At 55.3% G+C, this 14,886-nt stretch carries 14 protein-coding genes; 6 read left to right on the forward strand and 8 right to left on the reverse strand.

The features are described from left to right. Positions 1-41: 41 nt before the first annotated feature. Together Abin_RS01720 and Abin_RS01725 are read left to right on the forward strand one after the other, a co-directional pair. Complete coding sequence (locus Abin_RS01720) at positions 42-1,487, forward strand: transglycosylase SLT domain-containing protein (protein ID WP_048844629.1); 1,446 nt, start codon at positions 42-44, stop codon at positions 1,485-1,487. A gap of 338 nt (positions 1,488-1,825) precedes the next feature. Further along, entirely contained in the window at positions 1,826-2,977 is a 1,152-nt protein-coding gene (locus tag Abin_RS01725; protein WP_048844630.1) for a pyridoxal phosphate-dependent aminotransferase, read from the forward strand. Positions 2,978-3,237: 260 nt separating this feature from the next. Here the strand turns inward: Abin_RS01725 and Abin_RS01730 are convergent, their stop codons facing one another. Genes Abin_RS01730 through rfaD form a run of 5 tightly spaced genes read right to left on the reverse strand, consistent with a single transcriptional unit; the run spans position 3,238 to position 7,902 of the window. Further along, positions 3,238-4,191, reverse strand: a complete 954-nt coding sequence (locus tag Abin_RS01730) for a hypothetical protein (RefSeq protein WP_048844631.1) — start codon at positions 4,189-4,191, stop codon at positions 3,238-3,240. After that, a complete protein-coding gene (pgeF, locus tag Abin_RS01735) occupies positions 4,188-5,009 on the reverse strand; it encodes a peptidoglycan editing factor PgeF (RefSeq protein WP_084593390.1) in 822 nt (273 codons plus the stop codon). The genes Abin_RS01730 and pgeF overlap by 4 nt, the downstream gene beginning before the upstream one ends. Next, a complete protein-coding gene (locus Abin_RS01740) occupies positions 5,006-6,034 on the reverse strand; it encodes a class I SAM-dependent methyltransferase (RefSeq protein ID WP_048844632.1) in 1,029 nt (342 codons plus the stop codon). Before Abin_RS01740 ends, pgeF begins: the two co-directional genes overlap by 4 nt. A gap of 11 nt (positions 6,035-6,045) precedes the next feature. Further along, on the reverse strand, positions 6,046-6,891 hold the full coding sequence (lgt, locus tag Abin_RS01745) for a prolipoprotein diacylglyceryl transferase (protein ID WP_048844633.1): 846 nt from the start codon (positions 6,889-6,891) through the stop codon (positions 6,046-6,048). Positions 6,892-6,921: 30 nt separating this feature from the next. After that, positions 6,922-7,902, reverse strand: a complete 981-nt coding sequence (rfaD, locus tag Abin_RS01750) for an ADP-glyceromanno-heptose 6-epimerase (RefSeq protein ID WP_048844814.1) — start codon at positions 7,900-7,902, stop codon at positions 6,922-6,924. 226 nt (positions 7,903-8,128) lie between these two features. On the opposite strand from rfaD, the gene Abin_RS01755 reads away from it, so the two are divergent. The 3 genes from Abin_RS01755 (at position 8,129) to Abin_RS01765 (ending at position 10,020) form a co-directional block, all read left to right on the forward strand. Continuing rightward, a complete protein-coding gene (locus Abin_RS01755) occupies positions 8,129-8,722 on the forward strand; it encodes a LemA family protein (protein WP_048844634.1) in 594 nt (197 codons plus the stop codon). Between the two features lie 27 nt (positions 8,723-8,749). After that, complete coding sequence (locus tag Abin_RS01760; protein ID WP_048844635.1) at positions 8,750-9,655, forward strand: TPM domain-containing protein; 906 nt, start codon at positions 8,750-8,752, stop codon at positions 9,653-9,655. A 65-nt stretch (positions 9,656-9,720) separates the two neighbouring features. Next, positions 9,721-10,020 carry a putative quinol monooxygenase gene (locus Abin_RS01765; protein WP_048844636.1) on the forward strand — a complete coding sequence of 100 codons (300 nt, stop codon included), beginning with the start codon at positions 9,721-9,723 and terminating at the stop codon, positions 10,018-10,020. Between the two features lie 142 nt (positions 10,021-10,162). Here the strand turns inward: Abin_RS01765 and Abin_RS01770 are convergent, their stop codons facing one another. Beyond that, positions 10,163-11,761, reverse strand: a complete 1,599-nt coding sequence (locus tag Abin_RS01770) for an L-lactate permease (protein ID WP_048844637.1) — start codon at positions 11,759-11,761, stop codon at positions 10,163-10,165. 363 nt (positions 11,762-12,124) lie between these two features. On the opposite strand from Abin_RS01770, the gene Abin_RS01775 reads away from it, so the two are divergent. Continuing rightward, positions 12,125-13,468: a lytic transglycosylase domain-containing protein gene (locus Abin_RS01775; protein WP_408735080.1), complete on the forward strand. Its 1,344-nt coding sequence runs from the start codon at positions 12,125-12,127 to the stop codon at positions 13,466-13,468. A gap of 150 nt (positions 13,469-13,618) precedes the next feature. Here Abin_RS01775 and Abin_RS01780 read toward each other — a convergent pair whose 3' ends face one another. Beyond that, a complete protein-coding gene (locus tag Abin_RS01780; RefSeq protein ID WP_048844638.1) occupies positions 13,619-14,020 on the reverse strand; it encodes an Ivy family c-type lysozyme inhibitor in 402 nt (133 codons plus the stop codon). A gap of 223 nt (positions 14,021-14,243) precedes the next feature. After that, complete coding sequence (locus Abin_RS01785; protein ID WP_174766809.1) at positions 14,244-14,765, reverse strand: hypothetical protein; 522 nt, start codon at positions 14,763-14,765, stop codon at positions 14,244-14,246. Positions 14,766-14,886 lie beyond the last annotated feature (121 nt).

Consider the following 14,886-nt stretch of genomic DNA (forward strand, 5'->3'; position numbering starts at 1 on the left):
AGCCGGTGTTCCTCGTCTTCCAGACAGGGCGGATATAATCCATGACATCCACGCCAACTTCCTATTCTGGCACTCACAACGCCCGGCGTGGTTCCCAACTGGTTCGACGGGTTCTCAAATCCTCCCCAGCCCTTGGTCTGCTGGCGCTTCTGGCAGCCTGTGCCGGACAACCCCGGCCGGGTGATTCTCCATCCATGCCGGTTGCAGAAGAAGCAGCCCATTATCGGGCCCATGCCCGGTCATATTACGCCCCGCCCGGTCCGCCGGAAGACCCGTGGGGGCCGTATATTCAGGAAGCCGCAAAACGCTTTGACGTGCCCGACGCATGGGTACGCGCAGTCATGCAGCAGGAATCTGGCGGTCGGCTGTTTCATAACGGCCAGTTTGTGACCTCGGCACCCGGCGCTATGGGGCTGATGCAGCTTATGCCGCCAACCTATGATGAAATGCGTTACGCCTATAATCTGGGCGATGATCCGTTTGATCCGCACGATAACATTCTGGCCGGCACAGCATATCTGCGTCAGATGTACGATATTTATGGCTCCCCCGGCTTTCTGGCGGCCTACAATGCCGGCCCAGGGCGGCTTGAAGATTTTCTGACCCGTAACCGCACCCTGCCGCGTGAAACACGTAACTATGTTGCGGCCATCGGGCGCAAGATTGTGGGTATCTCTCCGTCAAATCGGTCTCAGGCAGATATTCTGGTTGCCAGCCACGATTCCATGGCTCTGGCCTATCAGCCAGTTCAAAGCAATTCCACAACATCGTCCGTGCAGACGGCGTGGGCACATAAACAGGATGGCATCAGCGTTGCTGGTAGCCAGCCGGTTCAAGTTGCTGAAGCGGCGAGCAATGAGAGTGGGTCAGACACCCCCTCTTATGGTTCTGAATGGCATCCGGTTTCTCATGCAGGCTCAAGCATTGCGGCTGCGACAGCACGGAGTGATGTCAGTTCTGTCTGGGCAAAACGGTTGGGGGCGGCTTCTTCTGCGTCTGCCTCGGAACCTGTTCAGGTCGCACAGGCGGTTGATGCGTCCGAACCTGTTGATAACCCGCTGGCTGACCCGGCTCAGGATGAAGCGCCAGCGACGCAGCCAGCCGTTGCACCAGCGCATGTTGTGCGGGTGGCGGCGGTAACACCAGTATCGCGCACCCAGCAGGGCCGTGGTTTTCACATTGTGAGCCCCGCCATGGCCGAGCCAGCACCGCTCCTGACGCGCAAGGCCCGCGCAGCAGAACCGCGTGATTGGGCCATTCAGGTTGGGGCGTTTGGTTCTGCTTCCATGGCGCAGCAGGCCACCGGTCAAGCCCGAACCAAAGCCAATACTTCTCTCTCTGGTGCGAAAGCGCAGGTTGCGGCCGTGCAGGTGAAGAAAAGCCGTCTCTATCGTGCGCGTTTGACCAACTTGTCGCACGATGACGCTGTAGCGGCATGCCGACGTCTGAGCGGCTGTGTGGTGGTGTCTCCCACATCGCGTTCCTGATCGGTTAGACTTAAAAAATCGTCAGGTGATCTGACGATTTCTGTAGGCTGTTCTGTGTTTTTCTGGCGGTGTTCCGGTCGCGATGGATCGTGCCACTGCTTCTGCCTGTCCCTGCGTTTTTGTATGAAGTGGCATGAGGTGCAGCGTAGGCCGTTGCTACAAAGTCTTCGTATAGCGCCAAGAAAATCGGTTGTTTGTGCCGATATCAGGACCATGCGTCCTAAACCACCGCTTCCGTTATCGTAGTCCGGTTGGGGCGGTATGCAGACTATGTTAGGGCTTTCAGGTCTTTCTGGTGAGTTGCCCGTAACCCACCAGCGTTCAGCATCGAGGCCTTCATGACTGTTCCCCATATAGATCCGTTTCATGCCATGACCATCAGTGCGCTTGCGCACAAACTGGCGGCGGAAGGGCGGAGCATTATTCATATGGAGTTCGGTCAGCCTTCTACAGGTGCGCCGCAGAAAGCCATAGAACGAGCACAGCATGTGTTGGCAACGGACCCGATGGGCTATTGGGAAAGTCAGCCGTTAAAAGAGCGGATTGTCCAGCATTATCAGGATACGTATGGCGTATCGCTTACTGCCGATCAGATTATTCTGACATGCGGCGCGTCCCCCGCATTGGTTCTGGCTCTGACAGTCAGTTTTGTGCCAGGAGCCAAAGTGGCACTGGCCCGACCGGGGTATGTAGCGTACCGCAATGTATTGCGGACCTTGCATATGGAACCCATTGAACTTGCCTGTGGAGAGGCAGAGCGATTTCAACTGACTGCGGAGGCGATAGCGGCTCTTGACCCTGCGCCGCAGGGACTGATTCTGGCCAGCCCCGCAAACCCGACAGGCACCATTTTGTCTGCGGCAGAAATGCAGGCGATTGTGCGTGTCTGTCAGGATCGCAAGATCTGCATTATTTCAGACGAGATTTATCATGGTCTGAGTTATGGCGAGCCTGCTCATAGTGTGTTGGAATATGACGCTACGGCTTTGGTGGTAAACAGCTTCTCAAAATATTTCAGTATGGCGCCGTGGCGCTTGGGGTGGCTGGTTGTACCGCCTGAAAAAGTGGATGCCGCCCGTGCCCGGATGGGCAATTTGTTCCTGACACCTTCGTCCCTTAGCCAACATGCAGGCCTTGCTGCGTTTGAATGTCAGGATGAACTTGAAGGGCATGTGCAGACCTACCGCCGTAATCGGGACCTGATGCTGAAGGCTTTGCCCCAACTGGGGCTGAACCATATTGCTCCACCAGATGGTGCTTTTTATATTTATGCCGATATCAGCCATCTGACTAATGACAGCTTGGCATTCTGCAAACAGCTTCTGCTAGAGACTGGAGTGACAACTGCGCCGGGCGTTGATTTTGACCCTGTAGAAGGCACCCATTTTATGCGCTTCAGTTTTGCTGTCTCGACAGACAGAATTGAGGATGCCATTGCGCGGATGATCCCGTGGTTTCAGGCGCAGGCAGAGAGGGCTTCTAAAACCTGAAACGCGTTTGCCAGACGATTTCAAAAATATGGCGGGATCATCTCTGGTGCGTATTGCATGTCCCGAAATATTGTTTTTTTGGGCGCACTTTCGTGTGGTCACTGAAAAGCCACTGGTTAGTCTATCATGCTTGAGCGGCGTGACCCCTTGTGTTTTTCAATAATTCGGGCCGCTTCACCCCATGTATGGGGGCTAAAATTCTCTTTTGCTTCTTCTGGAAAGACCTGACGGAGCAAAAGAGAATGGCCAGACCGGCGGCTTTATTTCTTGTCGCTTTCTTTCTGTTTGGTTGCCGTTGCTTTTGACGCATCGGGCAGTGGTGCGTTTTCCCGGCCGGAATAGCGATCAAGAATCTGGTCAACCGCGGCGGCTGCTTCCTGTGCGGCAACCACCGCAACATCGCCCCAGTAATGGTCAAGTGAATGGGCATCAATGTCATGAAGCTGGGTGGCGGCTCCGGCCTCTTTTCCGTTTTTGTCCAGAACTTGCCAGACAATTTCTATGTGCTCCTGCGGGTGGCCGGTGGTGCCTGCAGGGCCGGGTGTCAGTTTGACCTTCCCATTTACCGTGAAGTCGGCATTGGTGGCTGTGTTCTGCAATGTATCGGGGGTGTTGCGGAATGATGCCGCAAACGCACGGGCCAAGGAAACATCACCGTCCCCAGGTGCGCCTGTCACGCCTGTAAAGTAAACGCGGGCGGCACGGTGTTTCAGGCTGTGCGGGTCTTTTTCCATATCATCGGCCTGAATGCCAGTCAGGACAGAGGCAATACGGGGCGCAGCATCAGCCGCTACGGCGCTTAACAGGTCCGCATTCGCAGCGCTCCATTGCACTGCTGGGACAGGAGCACCTTCCTGCGTAGCGCGAATTTCGTTTTTCGGCGTCATGACCTGATAAAGCGGCACAATCTGATCACCGCGCTGTTCAGCGTGCATGGCCAGCCACCAGTCGCCTTTGCGTACAGGTTGCGCCATGGCGGGAATTGTCTGCTGTAACAGTTCCTCTGCTACATCCTTTGCCCAGATCTGTGCAGTATCGCCCGGAAGCAGGGACTTGGCAGGTGTTGGAATATCAAGGCGTGATGGCGGCGCATTGGCCGCCAGTTGTTTGGCTTCCTTGCCGGGGTTTGAAAACGGATGCGGTACATCCAAACAGCCGCCCAATAACAAAAGCGTGGAAAGGGGAAGGGCAGCCTGACGGAGGAAAGATATCATCCGTTCTGAACTCCTGGTGCAATCACGGAAATCTGGTGGCCAATGGGCCCGCCACCGGCCAGAGTACGCCTGCGATGGCTGAAAAAGCGTTTTTCGTCAGCTTTGGTGTCAACACCCAAAGCCGCAGCGTGGCCAACACCGGCCCGTTCAAGACGAAACACACACCACCCGGCCAGATCAAACTGATAATGCCCGGGCCGTAGGCCGGGGGCAAAGAAGCGAGCCGCCTGCTGATCGGCAGAGAGAATGGCGTGGTGCATATCCTCGCCTGTCTCATAGCTTTCCTGCGCAATGCAGGGGCCAACGACGGCCCGTACGTCAGCAGGGTGTGCGCCAAGGGCCTGCATGGCCTCCAGTGTTGCTTCCAGCACACCAGCCAAAGCTCCTCGCCACCCGGCGTGGGCTGCTCCAACAATCTGCCCGTTGGTGGAAGAAAACAGCACAGGGGCGCAATCGGCCGTGATCGTCCCTAATGCAACCTGAGGTTGTGATGTAACCATAGCGTCAGCTTCTTCACCCGCGCCCACAGGCCAGGGCTCTGTGACGGTTATGACCCGCTTGCCATGAACCTGCGTCACGCCAACCAGTCTGTCTGTGGGCACCCCAATCCAGTGTGCAACGCGCCGCCGATTTTCGGACAGATGAGCCGGGTCATCCCCTGACCGGGTGGAGCAGTTCAGGCTGGCGTAAGGGCCGCTTGAAACACCGCCTTCACGTGTGAAAAAGCCGTGGCGCGCCGCAGAGAGTAACGGGCTGGTCAATGGTGAGGGTTGGGTGGCGGCAGGGGCAGGCGTATCAGTGCGTGGGCCAGAGGTCATGCTGCCGGTCCTTTCATGAAGCCGGGTGGCGTCGGTAATGCGGGGCTGGTGACAGCCAAAACACGGAAAAGATGCCCCATTTTTTCTGGTGCAGCCAACCGCTGTGCGCCGCTGCGCAGCATTGCGGCGTCTGATGCTGTGGCATGAAGGGCAAGCTGTTCCGTTCGTTCCATAAGCCCTAAATCACGCAAAAACGCCCCTTGTGTGACAGCATCGCAAATTTTAGCGCCTGCCTGACGTGCGGCTGCGGCAAAGGCCGTGAAATCAACATGGGCTGTCAGATCAGCGTCCCCTGCGGCTTGCAGGGGTTCTGCTGGCTGGGCATGACGCAACGCCTGAAGGGAATCACCAGTAAGAGTGGAGAAATGGCCATAATCGAGAAAAAGCGCTGCGCCCGGTGTCGTGCGAAAGCGCTCCCCAAGCAGTCTGGCAACAGCGAGTGCAGGTTCACACACTTCCACAACGCTATTTTCTTCCAAAATCCGGCCATCTGGCAGGGCAGGGGCTGCAGAGGGTACAAGACAGAAAGCACCGTTCTGCACATAGCGTTCCTGCCATCCCTGTTCACGGCTGTTGATGAACTGACGAATAGGCAGCGCATCCAGAAATTCATTGGCCAGAAGAATGATGGGGCCGGGCGGTAAATCTTCTACCGCATCATGCCAGATGGGCTGTGCATAAGGGGCCAGCGCTTTCGCCTGTGCGGCGCGCATGAGCGGAGATGTTTCTACAAAATGCACATCTAACGCCTGTGCAAAGGCTGGCACCTGTCTGGTGATCACCCGCAGGGCATCAGCCATCAGGGTGCCGCGGCCGGGGCCAGCTTCGGCCAGAATAACGGGGCTGGGTCGGCCCATGCTGACCCACACCATGGCCGCCCATGCGCCCAGAAGCTCGCCAAAAACCTGAGATATTTCGGGGGCTGTAATAAAGTCTGACAGCAGTGGATGCGTGGCATAATACTGCGCATTGGCCCGTGCCATAAACACATCCAGCCGCTCTGCACCGGGGGGAGGAAGTACCATAACCGGTTCGGTCAGGATTCCGCCGCCTCGGTGGCTGTAAGGGGCAGGCCCGCATACACGGGTTTACTGCGGGCGTTCACAATAAGTCCGATGCCCGCGATGATCATGGGGATGCACAGAAGCTGACCCATGGTCAGGCCGCCGGGCAAGAAGCCCAGAAAGGCGTCTGGCTCGCGGAAAAATTCGCAGAAGCTGCGGGCGCATCCATATCCAACCAGAAACATACCTGCCAGAAAACCGGGGCGTTCACGAATGCTCTGTTTGCGGGATGCCGCAAACAGAACCAGAAACAGCAGCAAGCCTTCCGTCAGGGCTTCATACAGTTCAGACGGGTGGCGTGGAATACCGCCTGCGTCGGGGAAGATCATGGCCCATGGCAGGCTGGCAGGGGCTTCGCGCCCCCATAATTCCCCATTGATGAAGTTTGCGATACGGCCCAGCCCCAACCCGATGGGCACAGCGACCGTTGCACGGTCTGCAAACGCCAGAAAGTTAATGCCATTCCGCCAGGAAAACAGCGCCATGGCCACAATGACGCCCAGTGCGCCGCCATGGAACGACATGCCGCCGTGCCAGACTTCCAGCATGGCCAGCGGATGGGTCAGATAATAGCCCGGCTGATAAAACAGGACGTAACCCAAGCGGCCACCCAGTAAAACGCCCAGCGTTACCCACCCCAGAAAATCATCAGCCTGTTCGGGTGTTGCGGCACGGGGGGCAAGTGTGACCAGCCGCCGCAACAGGGCAATGCCCAGCACAATCCCCACAATGTAGGACAGGGCATACCAACGGATGGTCAGCGGCCCCAGATGCACCAGTACCGGGTCAAATTGCGGAAAAAGAAGAACAGGCAGCATGCAGGCTATGATCCAGTAAGGGAAGGCGGGTTACAGATAGGGGTTTTCGGTTGCCAGATAGGTCTGAACATACTGGCGGATGCCGTCTTCAAGCGATGTGAACGCCCCCGTATAGCCCGCTGCCCGCAGCCGCGTAAGGTCTGCTTGCGTGTAAGACTGATACTGCCCGCGCAGACTGTCTGGCATGTCAATGAATTCGACCTGCCGGGGCGCGCCTGCTGCATCACAGACGGCGTGGGCCAGATCAAGATACGTGCGGGCTGTGCCGCTTCCGCAGTTGAACAGGCCAGAGACCGTCGGGTTGTCATACAGCCAGAGCATGACGTCCACGACATCACCGACCCACACAAAATCCCGTGCCTGTGCGCCATCCGCAATATCGGGGCGATCAGACCGGAACAGGCGCGCAGGTTTGCCTGCTCTGACCTCGTCATATTTTACCTTCACCACAGAGATCATTTTGCCTTTGTGGTATTCATTCGGGCCGTAAACATTGAAAAACTTCAATCCGGCCCATTGTGGCGGCTTGGATTTGCCCTGCTTCAGGCCCGCCATAACATGCTGGTCAAACACATGCTTGGACCAGCCATACAGGTTTAGCGGTTCAAGCGTGTTCAGGCGGGACGGGTCATCCACAAACAGGTCAGGTTTGTCGGCTGCGCCATAGGTTGCGGCGGACGAGGCATAAATAAAGCGCGTGTCATTTTGTGCGCACCACTCCCACAGGCGTTGGGATAGGGCGACGTTGGTACGCCAGACAAGGTCAGCATCCCGCGCCGTTGTTTCACTGATAGCGCCCATATGGAACACGGCATCGATATCGGGCCGGGTTTCAAGAAAGGCATCAAGTTCTTCAGGCGCGATGATGCGTGCGGGGGCATGCTGCCCCAGATTCCGCCATTTCAGGTCAGAACCCAGCCAGTCCACCACAAGAGTATCCAGCCCCCGCTGTGCGAGAGCCGCCTGAAGGCATGAGCCAATGAAACCGGCGCCACCGGTGATGATAATCATGGCAGGCAGTATAAGGGGCGTAACCGCTGGCTCCAAGATGGCTTTGCGTCTTGTGTGGCGGTTTTTCTTTATGGGATGCCACAATCCGGCACAGAATAAAGCCGCGTCAGAATTATTGGGATATTTTTACCTGCTTTTCGCGTAATAGTAGAGGCAACAGGGGGCCACTTATAGACGCCCGTGCCCTGTATTGGGGCCCTGCATGTGATTCTATAAGGATTTCTTGATGAAGAAGCTTCTTATTCCGGCGATTGTCATCGTTGGTCTGATTTTTATATTTGGTTCAAGCTACAACCGGTTCATGACGGCTGACCAGCAGGTGCAGGAACAGATGGGCCAGTTGCAGAACGAAGTGCAGCGCCAGTCTGACCTGATTCCCAATCTGGTAAACACGGTGAAGGGCTATGCCACGCACGAGCATGATACCCTGACCGATTATGCCAATGCCCGTACGGGTGAAACAGCCCTGAACAAAATTGACCCTCGCACTGTGGATGACAAAACGCTTCAGGAAAAAATTCTGGAAGCCCAGACCCGCAACGCGCAGGAAATCAAGGCAATTAACGCCGTGGTTGAACAGTCCCCCCAGTTGCAGGCCAATCAGGATTTTACCCGCCTGATGGTGCAGCTTGAAGGATCACAGAACCGTATTACGGTTGCCCGTCAGCGTCTGCAGAAAGCCATTCTGGCTTACAACCAGACGGTTGCGCATTTTCCGGGCAATCTGGTGGCTGGTATTCTGGGGTACCATACGCGCGTCTATTACGAAGCCTCCCCGGCAGCGCAGACCCCGCCAGTGGTTGATTTCTCCAAGCACTAAGACGTGCGGTTTTACAGGGCACAGGCTATGCAGCAGCTTTCTGGCATTCAGTCCGTTTTCTTCCGGCAGTCGCGCGGTCTGCGGGGCGTATTGGCTGCGTGCATAGCCATTTCTACGCTATTTTGCGTCAGTCTGTGTGTCCGCCTGCCGGCAGCGTTTGGCGCCCAAGTTGACGGCCCGGTGTTGACCCAATGGGTCAATGACCCGGAACAGGTGCTGTCCGCACAGGATGCCGCAGCACTGACGCATAAACTTTACACATTGTCCCAGACTTTGCCGGGTAACCCGCAGATTGCTATCGCGCTGCCCGGTCATGTGGATGATATTGATAGCTACGCCAACACGGCGTTTCACAACACCGGTCTTGGCCGTAAGGGTGAAGATAACGGTGTGCTGATTGTTCTGGATATTCCAGACAGGCAGTCCCGGATCGAGGCCGGGTATGGGCTGGAAGGCACACTGACCGACCTTCAGAGTTCCGACATTCTGACTGCGGCGCAGCCAGATCTGCGGGCAGGCCATTACGCGCAGGCGCTTAATGGTATTGTCGATGCAATAGCGGACCTCGTGCAGCATGCCGAACCGGTTGATGGTGCGTTTCATCAGGCGGTAAAGCAGGTTGACCCCTCTACGGACGCGATTGAGGGAATAGTCGGGCTGGTGGTGGCCGTGGGGCTGTTTGTGGTTCTGCCCATTATCCTGATGCGCAGGGCCAAAAAGCGGACCATGCGTTACCCTGGCGGCTACATGCCCCCTGAAGCACGAGCCCCCAACCCATGGTGGGATATTCTGCTGAATGTGGGCCTAAATATCCTTTCTGCCTTGGCACAGGGCGGTGGCCGACGCGGCGGCGGTGGAGGGCGAGGCCCGTCTGATCCGTTCAATTCCGGTGGCGGGGATTCCGGCGGCGGTGGCGCACGCGGAAGCTGGTAAGGTGGCCACAGCACGCGCTTTCCCGTATTCAGAAGGTGTGAACGTTGAATGAGGAAGGAAAGCTTATGAGTGAGGAAATTACGGTCGTCGCGATTGTGAAGGCCAAAAAAGGGCATGAACAGGAAGTGGCTCAAGCCATGGCGGCCTGCGTGCCAGAGTCTCGCGCTGAATCCACCAATATTCAGTATGTTCCCAACCGTGATCTGGATGATCCGCAGACGTTCATTTTTGTAGAAAAATGGACCAGCCGTCAGGCTCTGCAAGACCATATGGACACACCGCATTTCAAGGTGCTGGCCGACACGCTGAAAGACAGCGTGGCAGAGCCTTTGGCCGTGCATATTCTCCAGCCTCTGGTGGCCTGAACAAGCATCCGTCTGCGACGTCTTGGCGTTAAGACCGGCTGGAAAAGAAAAACGGGGCGATACCTGAAAATGGTATCGCCCCGTTTTTTATAATCAGCCTTGGGTGATGCAGGGTGACGTTACCCCGCATCACTCTTAAAGGTCAGTGCAGAACATATTGCTGAAAGACGACCAGCAGGCCCATCAGCAATGTCAGGAAAATACTGTGCTTGAACGTGCGGGCCAGTACGGTGCCTTCCTGCCCCTTCAGGGAGGTCACGGCTACACCGGTTGTGATGTTCTGGGGAGAAATCATTTTACCCATGACACCCCCTGCAGAGTTGGCTGAGGCAAACAGCACAGGGTCAAGGGAAAGCTGGTGTGCGGCGGCAACCTGAAGGTTACCGAACAGCGCATTGCCCGATGTGTCACTGCCGGTGAGGAACACGGCAATCCACCCCAAGAAGACGGATACCAGCGGGAACATGACGCCTGTGGATGCGACAACATACCCCAGTGTGTAGGTCATGCCGGAATAGTTCATCAGGAATGCCAGACCGATGGTCAGCGCCACAGTAATGACTGCCAGCCAGCCCTGTTTGGCGGTAATTTTAACGGCAGCCATAAATTTCTGGCCGGAAATGCCGGTGGCAAGCGCCGTCAGCAAGGCAGAGACCAGAATGGCCGTGCCGGTGCCCAGTGGTTCAAAGTTCCATACGGCTGCATAGGGCTTCTGATACAGGGAGATGAAGACCTGCTTGTCCAGTCCGGGCCAATGCACCGGCGTGGCACCAATTTTGGCGATGTGCAGGGAATCCCATGCAATGACAACAACAATGACAATGATCCACGGAATCCAGCCCTGCCAGTGCGGGCCATTCCAGTCACCTGCTTTGGTGGGAGCTTGTGCCAGATGTTTGTCATCAATGGCGTAAGCCGGGTCAGCCGCAGGTTTCCAGACTTTCAGGAACAGAATGGTTGCGATGAGAGAAATGCTGGAAGAAAGCACGTTGCTCAGGCTGTAGGTTATGAATGTTGCGACGGTGACCATGGTCAGCGCAAAGCTGCCGCCAGCTACTAGCAGAACGGGCCAGAGCTGCTTTACCGAACGCCAGCCTGCATAAAGCACCATGACGTAGAAGGGAATCAGACAGGCAAAAGGAGCAAGCTGAAGGCTGATAGTGCTGCCCAGTGTGTTGGCAGGCAGCCCCGTGATGGAGGCCAGAACGGTAACAGGAATACCCAGACCACCAAACGCCACCGGGGCAGAGTTGAAAATCAGCACATAGGTCAGGGCTTCTAGCGCCGGGAAACCGAGCATGATTAACAGCGCGCTGGTAATGGCTACTGGTGTACCAAAGCCAGCCACACCTTCAAGTGCTGCACTAAAGCAGAACCCCAGCACAACCAGCATGACGCGCCGGTCATTGGGCAGATGCGTGATAATCCACATGCGGAAGGCATCAAACCGGCCAGTCTGCATGGCGATGTTGAACAGAAACAGCGCGCTAAGGGCAATCCACATCACCGGCAGCACGGAAAAGACCATGCCGTTGCTAACACTGGCAAAAGCAAGCTGTGCAGGTAACCCCCACACACCAATAGCCATGACAAGCCCAATAATCAGCCCACCCAGCGTGGCCTGCCAGGCCGGACGGCGCAGTACACCCATAAGAATGAGCGTGACAATAATGGGAGAGGCAGCAAGCACGAAAGAGAGAACAAGATTGTTCCCGACAGGCACAAGAGGCTGGGTAAACATACGCAACTCTTCAGAACAACGTTGCTTCCTGTAAAAGGAAGGTCAGCTATATAATGGCTGCTATGCATTAAAGGAAATGTCACTTTCCTGTGTGATTTTTGGCTCTGAAACGCTCTGTCGCTTCATCAATGGCTGACGAGTGCGGTAAAACTAACAGAATACGACTAGCGGCAACAAAAGAGAGAGCAAAGAAAGCCGCAATTTTCTGTCTGGTGGCAGAGTAAAACAGTGGCCTTTATCCACCATTACAAACACCGTGCCGAAAATTTGCCGAAATGCAGGGGCAGACAGACCGCAAACATGAGGCACACAGATATGGATGATCGGGTGGCCCTGCGGGGTGCAGACACACGGAAACAGACCATGCGCCGATCTGGTCGGGCTTTGATGGTCAGCACGGTTGCGACCATTGCGATTGGACTGGGACCGTCCGTGCCCAGCATCAGCTATGCTGCGTCTTATCGTTTGTACCAATCGGTGTCTCAGGCGTGGGCCGCTCGTGGGTTTGCGGCGCGGCCATCTTCGCCCACTTATCGTGCTCCCGGTTCAACGGATGATCCGTGGGGGCCATATATCAAGGAATCTGCCCGACGGTTTGCCATTCCCGAAACATGGATTCGCGCTGTCATGCATCAGGAGTCAGGGGGCAAACAATATCTGAACGGAGACCTGACAACCTCTGGTGCCGGGGCTATGGGGCTGATGCAGCTTATGCCCGCAACCTATGCCGATATGCAGAGCCAATATGGCTTAGGCTCAGACCCGTATGATCCGCACGACAATATTCAGGCAGGCACTGCTTATATTCGGCTGATGTATGACCGCTATGGTGCGCCTGGCTTTCTGGCAGCTTATAATGCTGGCCCGGACCGGGTTGATGCCTACCTGAATAATGGGCGGCCATTACCAGATGAAACGGTAAATTATGTTGCAGCCATTACACCTAATCTGGGTGGGGGTGTTGCCGTGCGGGGTAAATGGGCTCCTGTGGCAGTTGCCATGACCGGGGCAACAAGTACGGAACCAGATGCCTATTACGCCCGTGCTGACTTAACCCGTACGGCGGACGGGTGTTTGCGCGACCCTAACGCGGCCTATGACCCCAGTGGCCCGTGCCTGATGGATAGGGACATTCCCCATCCTGACCCTGTGCCAGACACGTCATCTTCCGCGCCCATGGCGCTTGCACAGGCGGATACGTCTGTGAGTGATGCTGCCGTGCAGCCCGTACGCGCAGTGATTACAACGCCCGTTGAGAATACTGCGGCATACGCACCAGATGGGCATTATGCGGCAAAAAGTGCTTCAAATTGGCAAAATAACGCTAAAAACGCGTCAATTCAACCTGCGGCTGTAGTTGTACCTTTCGGAGGCCGTCAGGGTGGGGAGCCTATACGGACAGCCCATACATTGTCTCTGCCTTCTGCCAGACCGGTGTTTTTGGGTAAGGCAGGGCAGAGAGCCGGAGGGCGCGTGCAGGTGGGTGCTTTTGCGTCTTATGCGGAAGCACAACGGGTTGCTGAAAAAAGCACTCGGGTTCTCGCGTCCCGATCCTTGCAGGCAACACCAGCCATCACATCGGTCTCTGTTTCAGGAAAGTCTTTTTACAGGGCACAACTTGTGGCGGAAAATGGAACACAGGCAAGCGGTGTTTGCCAGATTCTCCATGCGCAGTCTGTTCCCTGTATTCCTGTAAAAAATGGGTAAAGGAAAGCTCTTTTGAAAATTCTAATTTAGAAATTTCCATATTGTCAGAGCAGAGAAAGTCAAAAGTTTAGAAGAGTGAACAAAGATAAAATACTATGGCAGGCTTCGAAAAGCCTGCCATAGTATTAGATAAAATCCGCTTTTATTAACTTATTCTGGATTATTGCTGCGATAAGACGCGCTCAGAGCGGTCAGCATGGCGTCATCCGGTTCCCCCAGAGGCATCTGGTATAGGGTTTTCCCAAACTTGCGTGACAGCAGGCCCCAGGATGCTTTGCCATCGTTAGAGAAAATCACATCTAACTGGTTATCGCCACAATCATGCGGTTTGCAAAGATGCCCGACAGTATAGGCTTTACCTGAAACCGTGACAGGCTTTGTCGGAACGGAAACTGACTCCGTGGCTTTCACCCATGTCGGAAGCTGCGTCATGTTCTGGTAAGCTTTGGCGAATTTGGGCTTCTGCGCCATGTCTGCTGTGTAAGGTCCATCCTGCGCCATGGCAGGGGTAGCAAGACAGAGGGCAATGAGGCTCAGTTTAATTGGGTTCATGGGAACTCCTTATTATCAGCCGCAAATAATATGCGTTCAGATAAATACAGACCACAAAAATGGCACAAATAAGCCGCCTCAGACGTGTGTTTTTGAATGGAGTTCTGTAAATAAAATACGCACAAATAAGAAATATAATAGAATAATTTGTTATTAACTATATCTTATTATTTGTGATATTTTCGGACTGAAAGTTTGAAAAAAAGAGAATAAATTTAAGTATTTAGCCTGATGGTGCTACGGTGGGCTGTGTTTGTGTCCGTTCTGTGCGGATGTATGCTTCACAATCTCTGACCAAGGGCTCGCACGCTGCAAGAGGGCCATAAAGCGTTTGCGATGGGCCGGTATAAGAGATTCTCCTCACTTTTCCATCGCGTATGGTGGCAACGAAGTGGCAGGTTCCACGCCCCGCGATTGAAAGGCCAATCAGAAACGGTGTGCTGACGGAAACGCCACCATCCACGTTCTGGTCCTGCTTCCAGACAAGAACCTCCTGACCGTCACGGTCTTCACGGGCATCGGGCACGCCCGCGCAGGAAATCAATTCAGGTCGTGTCAAACCCACCAGATCATGGCGCGCATGTTGGGCGGCACTTTTACACCCAGACAACAGCAGGACGCCCGAAGCAAAAAGTAAGGCTTTTTCTTTCATGCCGGTAACATACACCAGTTTAGGGTGGGTCAGAACCGTGCAGCATGAACAGGAGCTATCACGTCCACTGTGCCATAGTGTCGTTTGTGACATGGCACTGCGTGCCAGATTCAAAAGACCATTTTTGTAGTGATGGTCTTTGAGGGTTTTTCGAAAAGGCTATTTCGCCGTCATAAAAAATTTTTGACACTGAAGGAGGGGGGACGCAAACAGA

It is taken from the genome of Acetobacter indonesiensis (genome assembly GCF_000963945.1).
Lineage (GTDB): Bacteria > Pseudomonadota > Alphaproteobacteria > Acetobacterales > Acetobacteraceae > Acetobacter > Acetobacter indonesiensis.

What these genes read in the sequence shown, in the direction of transcription:
- Abin_RS01720 (WP_048844629.1), top strand. Translation starts at nt 42, where the DNA reads ATGACATCCACGCCAACTTCCTATTCTGGCACTCACAACGCCCGGCGT.
- Abin_RS01725 (WP_048844630.1), top strand. Translation starts at nt 1,826, where the DNA reads ATGACTGTTCCCCATATAGATCCGTTTCATGCCATGACCATCAGTGCG.
- Abin_RS01730 (WP_048844631.1), bottom strand. Translation starts at nt 4,191, where the DNA reads ATGATATCTTTCCTCCGTCAGGCTGCCCTTCCCCTTTCCACGCTTTTG.
- pgeF (WP_084593390.1), bottom strand. Translation starts at nt 5,009, where the DNA reads ATGACCTCTGGCCCACGCACTGATACGCCTGCCCCTGCCGCCACCCAA.
- Abin_RS01740 (WP_048844632.1), bottom strand. Translation starts at nt 6,034, where the DNA reads ATGGTACTTCCTCCCCCCGGTGCAGAGCGGCTGGATGTGTTTATGGCA.
- lgt (WP_048844633.1), bottom strand. Translation starts at nt 6,891, where the DNA reads ATGCTGCCTGTTCTTCTTTTTCCGCAATTTGACCCGGTACTGGTGCAT.
- rfaD (WP_048844814.1), bottom strand. Translation starts at nt 7,902, where the DNA reads ATGATTATCATCACCGGTGGCGCCGGTTTCATTGGCTCATGCCTTCAG.
- Abin_RS01755 (WP_048844634.1), top strand. Translation starts at nt 8,129, where the DNA reads ATGAAGAAGCTTCTTATTCCGGCGATTGTCATCGTTGGTCTGATTTTT.
- Abin_RS01760 (WP_048844635.1), top strand. Translation starts at nt 8,750, where the DNA reads ATGCAGCAGCTTTCTGGCATTCAGTCCGTTTTCTTCCGGCAGTCGCGC.
- Abin_RS01765 (WP_048844636.1), top strand. Translation starts at nt 9,721, where the DNA reads ATGAGTGAGGAAATTACGGTCGTCGCGATTGTGAAGGCCAAAAAAGGG.
- Abin_RS01770 (WP_048844637.1), bottom strand. Translation starts at nt 11,761, where the DNA reads ATGTTTACCCAGCCTCTTGTGCCTGTCGGGAACAATCTTGTTCTCTCT.
- Abin_RS01775 (WP_408735080.1), top strand. Translation starts at nt 12,125, where the DNA reads ATGCGCCGATCTGGTCGGGCTTTGATGGTCAGCACGGTTGCGACCATT.
- Abin_RS01780 (WP_048844638.1), bottom strand. Translation starts at nt 14,020, where the DNA reads ATGAACCCAATTAAACTGAGCCTCATTGCCCTCTGTCTTGCTACCCCT.
- Abin_RS01785 (WP_174766809.1), bottom strand. Translation starts at nt 14,765, where the DNA reads ATGTCACAAACGACACTATGGCACAGTGGACGTGATAGCTCCTGTTCA.